General features: G+C 52.9%; 2 tRNA genes. Both read right to left on the bottom strand.

Annotation, left to right across the window (positions count from 1 at the left end):
* Nucleotides 1-11: 11 nt before the first annotated feature.
* A tRNA-Arg gene (locus tag IEX98_RS22515) sits at nt 12-88 on the bottom strand.
* Nucleotides 89-99: 11 nt separating this feature from the next.
* A tRNA-Gly gene (locus IEX98_RS22520) sits at nt 100-174 on the bottom strand.
* Nucleotides 175-257: the final 83 nt, after the last annotated feature.

Here is a 257-nt window from a genome sequence, read left to right on the forward strand (position 1 = left end):
TTTTAAAAAAATGGCGCGGCCTAAGAGATTCGAACTCCTGACCTTTTGATTCGTAGTCAAACGCTCTATCCAGCTGAGCTAAGGCCGCAAAAAAAAAAATGGAGCGGAAGACGGGAATCGAACCCGCGACCCTCGCCTTGGCAAGGCGATGCTCTACCGCTGAGCCACTTCCGCATTTGGTGCGGTCGAGAGGACTCGAACCTCCACGGCTGTTACACCACTAGAACCTGAATCTAGCGCGTCTGCCAATTCCGCCA

It is taken from the genome of Paenibacillus radicis (ex Gao et al. 2016), assembly GCF_014641555.1.
GTDB classification, from domain to species: domain Bacteria; phylum Bacillota; class Bacilli; order Paenibacillales; family Paenibacillaceae; genus Pristimantibacillus; species Pristimantibacillus radicis.